Here is a 5,681-nt window from a genome sequence, read left to right as displayed (position 1 = left end):
GAGCTCGTCGGTTTGGATGTTGATTTTATTGCGGCTGTTGCAAAGGAAGCCGGTTATAAGGCCGAAGTAGAGCATGTGGCCTGGGAGCCTCTATTCGATGAAATAAAAAGTAAGCGTGCTGATGCAGCTGTTTCAGCTATTACCATTAATGATGAACGTAAACAAACGTATGATTTCTCTGTACCTTACTTTATTTCGACAAATAAAATTCTAGTTCCTAAGGATAGTGCTATTAAATCGGCAGAAGACCTTAAAGGGAAGAAAGTTGCCGTCCAAACGGGAACAACTGGACAAGCTGCAACGGAATCCATTGTTGGTAAAAAGAATGAAAATATCAAGCAGTTTGAGAATAATAATTTAGCCATATTAGAGCTGAAAAGCGGAGGCGCCGATGCTGTGGTGGCGGATAATGCTGTAGTAGAAGAATATGCAAAAAACAATCCGGATGAAGGGTTTACTGTAGTGGAAGATGCAGTGTTTGAAAAAGAGTATTATGGTGTTTTATTTCCGAAAGATAGTAAGCTGATCGAGGAGTTTAATAAAGCGATTAACACGCTTTACGAGAATGGGACGTATGCGAAAATATATAAAGAGTGGTTTGGCACAGAGCCAGATATTGAAACATTAAAATCCCAACAATAACATTCTGATTGCGTAGCTGCTGTCAATTGGTTACGCAATTTTTTGGCTGAAAGGGAGGCAGACAATGGATTTTCGCTGGGATATCATTATGGAATATGCTCCCTATCTTTGGAAGGGAACTTTATTAACAATCGGTTTATCATTGATCAGTATTTTAATTGGGACAGTTTTAGGATTAGGTATTGGTTTAGGGAAGATGATGAGAAATAAACTTCTATCTTTTCCATTTAAATGCTATATTGCTTTCTTTCGGGGAACACCTTTATTTGTGCAGCTTCTTCTCATTCATTTAGGTGTGGTTCCCTTCTTTACAGGAGAAACAAATGGTGTAATCGCTACAATTATTGCTTTGTCTCTCAATGCTGGGGCTTATATTGCGGAGATTTTCCGAGCTGGAATTCAGTCCATTGATAAGGGGCAGATGGAAGGTGCACGGTCATTAGGGATGACACACGTACAAACCATGCGGTATGTTGTATTGCCGCAAGCATCGAAACGGATGATCCCGCCGCTCGGAAATGAATTTGTGGTACTCATTAAGGATTCGTCACTTGCTGCGGTGATCGCTGCACCTGAACTGATGTATTGGGGAAGAGCGATGGCGAGTCAATATTATCGAATTTGGGAACCTTATTTAGCCGCTGCAGTTATCTATTTAATCTTAACCCTATCCATGAGCTTCTTATTAAATCGTTTAGAAAGAAGGCTTGAGACAGAATGATTAAAGTAGAAAATTTAAAAAAGACATTTGGCAAAAATGAGGTTTTAAAGGATATAAATGTTACAGTTGCTCCATCAGAGGTAGTCGTCGTGATTGGTCCATCCGGTTCAGGTAAATCAACTTTTTTACGCTGTATTAATCAGTTAGAAACGATTACAGGTGGTAAGGTCTTTATAGAGGGTACAAATACAACCGATAAAAGTGTAAATATTAATGACATTCGTACTGAAGTCGGAATGGTTTTTCAACATTTTAATCTATTTCCTCATAAAAGTGTGATCCAAAATATAATGCTTGCTCCATTAAAAGTAAGGAAAATATCAAAGGAAGAAGCCCGTGAAAGAGGGGTAGAACTACTGAAAAAGGTTGGGCTGTCTGATAAGGCAGAAGCCTATCCTAATTCCCTGTCAGGCGGCCAAAAGCAAAGGGTTGCCATTGCAAGGGCATTAGCCATGGAACCGAAAATCATGCTGTTTGATGAACCAACATCAGCTCTTGACCCCGAAATGGTTGGCGAAGTATTAGAAGTTATGAAGCAGCTAGCGGCTGAGGGAATGACAATGGTAGTCGTAACACATGAAATGGGATTTGCTAAAGAAGTAGGCGATCGGGTCATTTTTATGGATGAAGGGGTAATTGTCGAGGAAAATAGTCCAGTGGAATTATTTGAAAACCCACAGAATGAACGAACTAAATCATTTCTAAGTAAAGTCCTATAATTAAAAAAATCTCAGCTATTTCTGAGATTTTTTTTGTTTACTTAATCACTAGAGCCCCAAGTAAAGATTCTGGAGTCTTGCCGAGGACAAGGAGACTAAGTTTAGCATATCCAATTGATTGATATGCAGCAAACAATTTCAGTACCTCTGCAGAATCAGGTATATCTTTAAATTTTTGAATTTCTTGTTGATATAAATCAAGAACGGATGCGGGAACTAAGGACGGATAATACTGGCTAGAATCTTCATCCAATAAAAGAGAACCCATATAATGATATTTAAATTGTAGTGTGCGAGTAAGATTAATAATGTGAATCAGTTTTTCAAACGTAAGCGGATGGGCTAATTTAGAGGAATCTAATGCTTTCTTTGCCTTTATTAATTGCTCAGAACTAGAAATCGTTATCATGTTTATCCCCCTTATTTTAAAAAAGCAAGACACAAAATGTGCCTTGCTTAATCAATACCTGAGATTAATAATCCCAAGGCTTAGTTAATGGAATTTTAGCAGCAAGTTCTTTGCTTTTTTTCTTTCTTGCTTTACGAACTTCTGCACGTTCTTGTCCAGTGTTGAATAGAAGCTGTTCTTCTTCTGTTTCTGGCTCAACTTGTGGAACTTTAACAGGACGTTTGTCTTCCCCAAGAGCTACAAATGTTAAGAATGCTGTAGCTGCAATACGGCGTTCACCAGTCATCATATCTTCTGCAATGACTTTACAGAAGATTTCCATAGAGCTTGTACCTGTATAAGATACAAATGATTCAACACAGACAGAATCTGTTTGGTGAATCGGGCATAAGAAATCGATTGAATCTGTTGAAGCTGTAACACATTCTTTAACTCTTGAATGTCTACGTGCTGATAATGTAGCAACCGTATCAAGCTTCCGCATTAATACGCCGCCAAAAAGAGTATTATAATTATTTAAATCACAAGTTAAAACTTGATCTGTATTAACAATTCTGCTTTCTTTTGCTTTTCTTGTATTCATGATATGTTCCTTTCCTGTTACATCATAGGTGAGGACTACTCAATTGAGTAAAGTACAAAAATCTTTTACATTACCTAGTTTACCCTCATCAGTAGGGTAAGTAAAATGGTTAAAATTTATACGTTGTATAGCTTTTATCTATGTAATTGCTTTCATGTATGAAAATTTAGAATATTAAAAGACGGCGCTTGTGAGAAGTACGCCGTCTATAACTTATTCACTTCACAACTATCAGGAGAAATGGTTTCAATCATAAAGCGGAGCCATTCTTTAGCCGCATAAGATAAATATTGCTCTTTACGCCAAATAATGCCCAAGTTCCAATCTAGAGAGGGGTTCGTTATTTCTACTGCTTGAACTTGAGTGGACAGCTGCCGGCAAATACTTTCTGGCAGCAGAGCAACTCCCATTTTACAAGCAACTAATTCCTCAATGAAATCCCATCTGGAGCTCTCAGACATAATTCTAGGATTAAAGCCTGCTCGATTGCATGAAGAGATTATTAAATCACGCAAAGCATATTCTTTATTAAACATGATGAAATTTTCATCTTTTAGGTCAGCTAACTGAACTTTTTGTTTGCTGGCGTAGGGATGTGTTGGATGTAGAATTAGTTTTAAATCTTCCTTTATAAAAGAAACGTAATGGAAGAGATTTGGATTGGTCGGTAACATGATAATTCCAATATCGAGGGAATCATCCGCCACTGATTCTTCAATCTTTTTTGAACCATCTTCGATAAGCTGGAAGGTAATGTTAGGATACCGTTGGTGAAAGCGGCCAATTAGCTTTGGGAAAAAAGTAGAGTCAATAATCGGGGGTAAACCAATTCGGATATGTCCTTTTTTAAGTCCCAGAAGATTATCCATTTCGGTTTCAAGGTTATTAAATGCTTTATTAATCAACAAAGCTTGTTCATAAACAACTCTCCCTGCATCGGTAAGTGAAAGTTTTTTACCGGAGCGATCAAAGAGTTCAACACCAAGATCATTTTCGAGATTTTTAATCATCTTACTAATCGTAGGCTGAGTAATAAATAAATGATCGGCTGCACGAGTGAAGCTATTATAGTTCGCTACTTCAATAAAATATTGTAAATGCTTGATATCCACTGTAGTTCCCTCGCTTCTCTAAACACTAACCAATAGTTTAACCGAATCAGCAGCCCTTTGTAAATGAGTCCGAATTGACACTAAAAAGAGCCTGGCGGCTGCCAAGCTCAAATTTTTTATTATTTCACTAGTAATACAGGTACAGGGGAGTTTTGGACGACATAGTGACTAACACTGCCGAGAAATTCCTTTATACCGCTAAGACCACGGCTGCCCATGACGATTAAATCACAATCATGTCTTTTGGCTTCCTTAAGGATTGTATGAATCGAAGATCCTTCTCTTAAAAATACTTCTGTCTTGTTTGGGAGAATAGCCAGCTTCTCCTCACCTTTCGCTAAGATTTCTTTTCCATAGACATGTATGGATTCTTTAATTTGAGCCATTAAATGGGCGGAAACGGCATTATTAGCAGGCATCATGAGAGAATGTACGACATATATTTCAATTTCAGGTTTTCCTTTTGCTAAATCAATTGCTTGTTCTAATGATTTAAGCGCCAAATCAGATTCATCAAAGGCAACTAAAATTTTTGTAAAGGTCATTTCCATCACCAGTCCTTTTATTTAGACTTGATCTTTATATATTAATTATACCATTTAGGCACTGTCGATTGCTGTAAATCAATCAAATTATATGGGAACTTTTTGTGTATTTTATATTAATTGGTATAAATAAATTAACTTTCAAACCGATACAAGAGATGTTGGATAGTGTGTTTCTTCACTTTAACGTCTTTTTTTTGTGTGTGAACTAGTCTAAAATACCTTGTTTTTTTACAATATGTTCACATTATTAAAAAGAAAGATGTAGAAATATGCAGAAGTACAGTATACAATGGAAAAAAATACAATTTTATAGGGGGATAACAATGTTTAAGAAAAGTGTAGCTATTTTATTCGCTCTTTTTCTCTCGTTTTCGTTCGGTTCGGGCGCATTAGCAGCAGAGAATGGCGATACCCAAAAAGCTTTAAATTTAATCGACCAGGCAAATGTATTAATTGATGGAGAAATTGATAAGACAGTCTTAGAAGCAGACAACCTGCTTAATGCGTATATTAATGATATTAGTAAAGTAAAAGGAACAGCAAAATTAGGTTCTCTTTACTCAGAACAAATGAATTATGAAGAAAAACTTCGTGCTGCAGAAGATGAAAGTAAAAAGACTAAGATTAATCAAAAGTTAGACAAAATCTCTTCCGAAATTGCACATGTCGCTGAAAAGTTAAGCAAGGAATCAACATACTTCTCTGAGCGCACTGCACAGTACCAAAGTGAGCTAGATACATTAATTAATGTTCTTGATATCTTAACAAGACAAATGACAGCTGACACAATTGCTCAAGCAGCAGAACTAGGTGTAACAGCTGAATGTTCATGGAAATATGTGAAAATCGGTCATAAATGGGTGTGGATTGACCCAGTACAGGTTGTAGGAACATAAATAATGTATGTAAAATGACTACCTAATAAGGTATAATATACAAAACGAGTT

General features: G+C 36.7%; 8 protein-coding genes. 4 read left to right on the top strand and 4 right to left on the bottom strand.

The window, feature by feature from the left end; all coding sequences use genetic code 11:
* The 3 genes from AC52RT_RS08015 to AC52RT_RS08005 form a co-directional block, all read left to right on the top strand.
* Positions 1–642: basic amino acid ABC transporter substrate-binding protein (locus AC52RT_RS08015; RefSeq protein ID WP_495540257.1), on the top strand; the 642-nt coding region annotated here is incomplete at its 5' end.
* A gap of 64 nt (positions 643–706) precedes the next feature.
* On the top strand, positions 707–1,363 hold the full coding sequence (locus AC52RT_RS08010; RefSeq protein WP_495540256.1) for an amino acid ABC transporter permease: 657 nt from the start codon (positions 707–709) through the stop codon (positions 1,361–1,363).
* A complete protein-coding gene (locus AC52RT_RS08005; RefSeq protein WP_495540255.1) occupies positions 1,360–2,082 on the top strand; it encodes an amino acid ABC transporter ATP-binding protein in 723 nt (240 codons plus the stop codon). The genes AC52RT_RS08010 and AC52RT_RS08005 overlap by 4 nt, the downstream gene beginning before the upstream one ends.
* Before the next feature lie 37 nt (positions 2,083–2,119).
* On the opposite strand, the gene AC52RT_RS08000 is transcribed toward AC52RT_RS08005, so the two are convergent.
* The 4 genes from AC52RT_RS08000 to AC52RT_RS07985 form a co-directional block, all read right to left on the bottom strand.
* Positions 2,120–2,491 (bottom strand): hypothetical protein, encoded by a 372-nt coding sequence (locus tag AC52RT_RS08000; protein ID WP_495540254.1) that lies wholly within the window; start codon positions 2,489–2,491, stop codon positions 2,120–2,122.
* Between the two features lie 64 nt (positions 2,492–2,555).
* Positions 2,556–3,074, bottom strand: coding sequence for an acyl-CoA thioesterase (locus tag AC52RT_RS07995; RefSeq protein WP_340848399.1), 519 nt, complete (start codon positions 3,072–3,074; stop codon positions 2,556–2,558).
* A 206-nt stretch (positions 3,075–3,280) separates the two neighbouring features.
* Positions 3,281–4,186 (bottom strand): cidABC operon transcriptional activator CidR, encoded by a 906-nt coding sequence (gene cidR, locus AC52RT_RS07990; protein ID WP_495540253.1) that lies wholly within the window; start codon positions 4,184–4,186, stop codon positions 3,281–3,283.
* A gap of 119 nt (positions 4,187–4,305) precedes the next feature.
* Positions 4,306–4,731 carry a universal stress protein gene (locus AC52RT_RS07985; protein WP_495540252.1) on the bottom strand — a complete coding sequence of 142 codons (426 nt, stop codon included), beginning with the start codon at positions 4,729–4,731 and terminating at the stop codon, positions 4,306–4,308.
* A 326-nt stretch (positions 4,732–5,057) separates the two neighbouring features.
* On the opposite strand from AC52RT_RS07985, the gene AC52RT_RS07980 reads away from it, so the two are divergent.
* Entirely contained in the window at positions 5,058–5,630 is a 573-nt protein-coding gene (locus AC52RT_RS07980; RefSeq protein ID WP_495540251.1) for a hypothetical protein, read from the top strand.
* Positions 5,631–5,681: the final 51 nt, after the last annotated feature.

The organism is Peribacillus sp. (genome assembly GCF_059453735.1).
Note: the sequence above shows the minus strand (reverse complement) of the source record. Positions and strands in the feature narration are given on the sequence as shown.

What these genes read in the sequence shown, in the direction of transcription:
- AC52RT_RS08010 (WP_495540256.1), top strand. Translation starts at nt 707, where the DNA reads ATGGATTTTCGCTGGGATATCATTATGGAATATGCTCCCTATCTTTGG.
- AC52RT_RS08005 (WP_495540255.1), top strand. Translation starts at nt 1,360, where the DNA reads ATGATTAAAGTAGAAAATTTAAAAAAGACATTTGGCAAAAATGAGGTT.
- AC52RT_RS08000 (WP_495540254.1), bottom strand. Translation starts at nt 2,491, where the DNA reads ATGATAACGATTTCTAGTTCTGAGCAATTAATAAAGGCAAAGAAAGCA.
- AC52RT_RS07995 (WP_340848399.1), bottom strand. Translation starts at nt 3,074, where the DNA reads ATGAATACAAGAAAAGCAAAAGAAAGCAGAATTGTTAATACAGATCAA.
- AC52RT_RS07985 (WP_495540252.1), bottom strand. Translation starts at nt 4,731, where the DNA reads ATGACCTTTACAAAAATTTTAGTTGCCTTTGATGAATCTGATTTGGCG.
- AC52RT_RS07980 (WP_495540251.1), top strand. Translation starts at nt 5,058, where the DNA reads ATGTTTAAGAAAAGTGTAGCTATTTTATTCGCTCTTTTTCTCTCGTTT.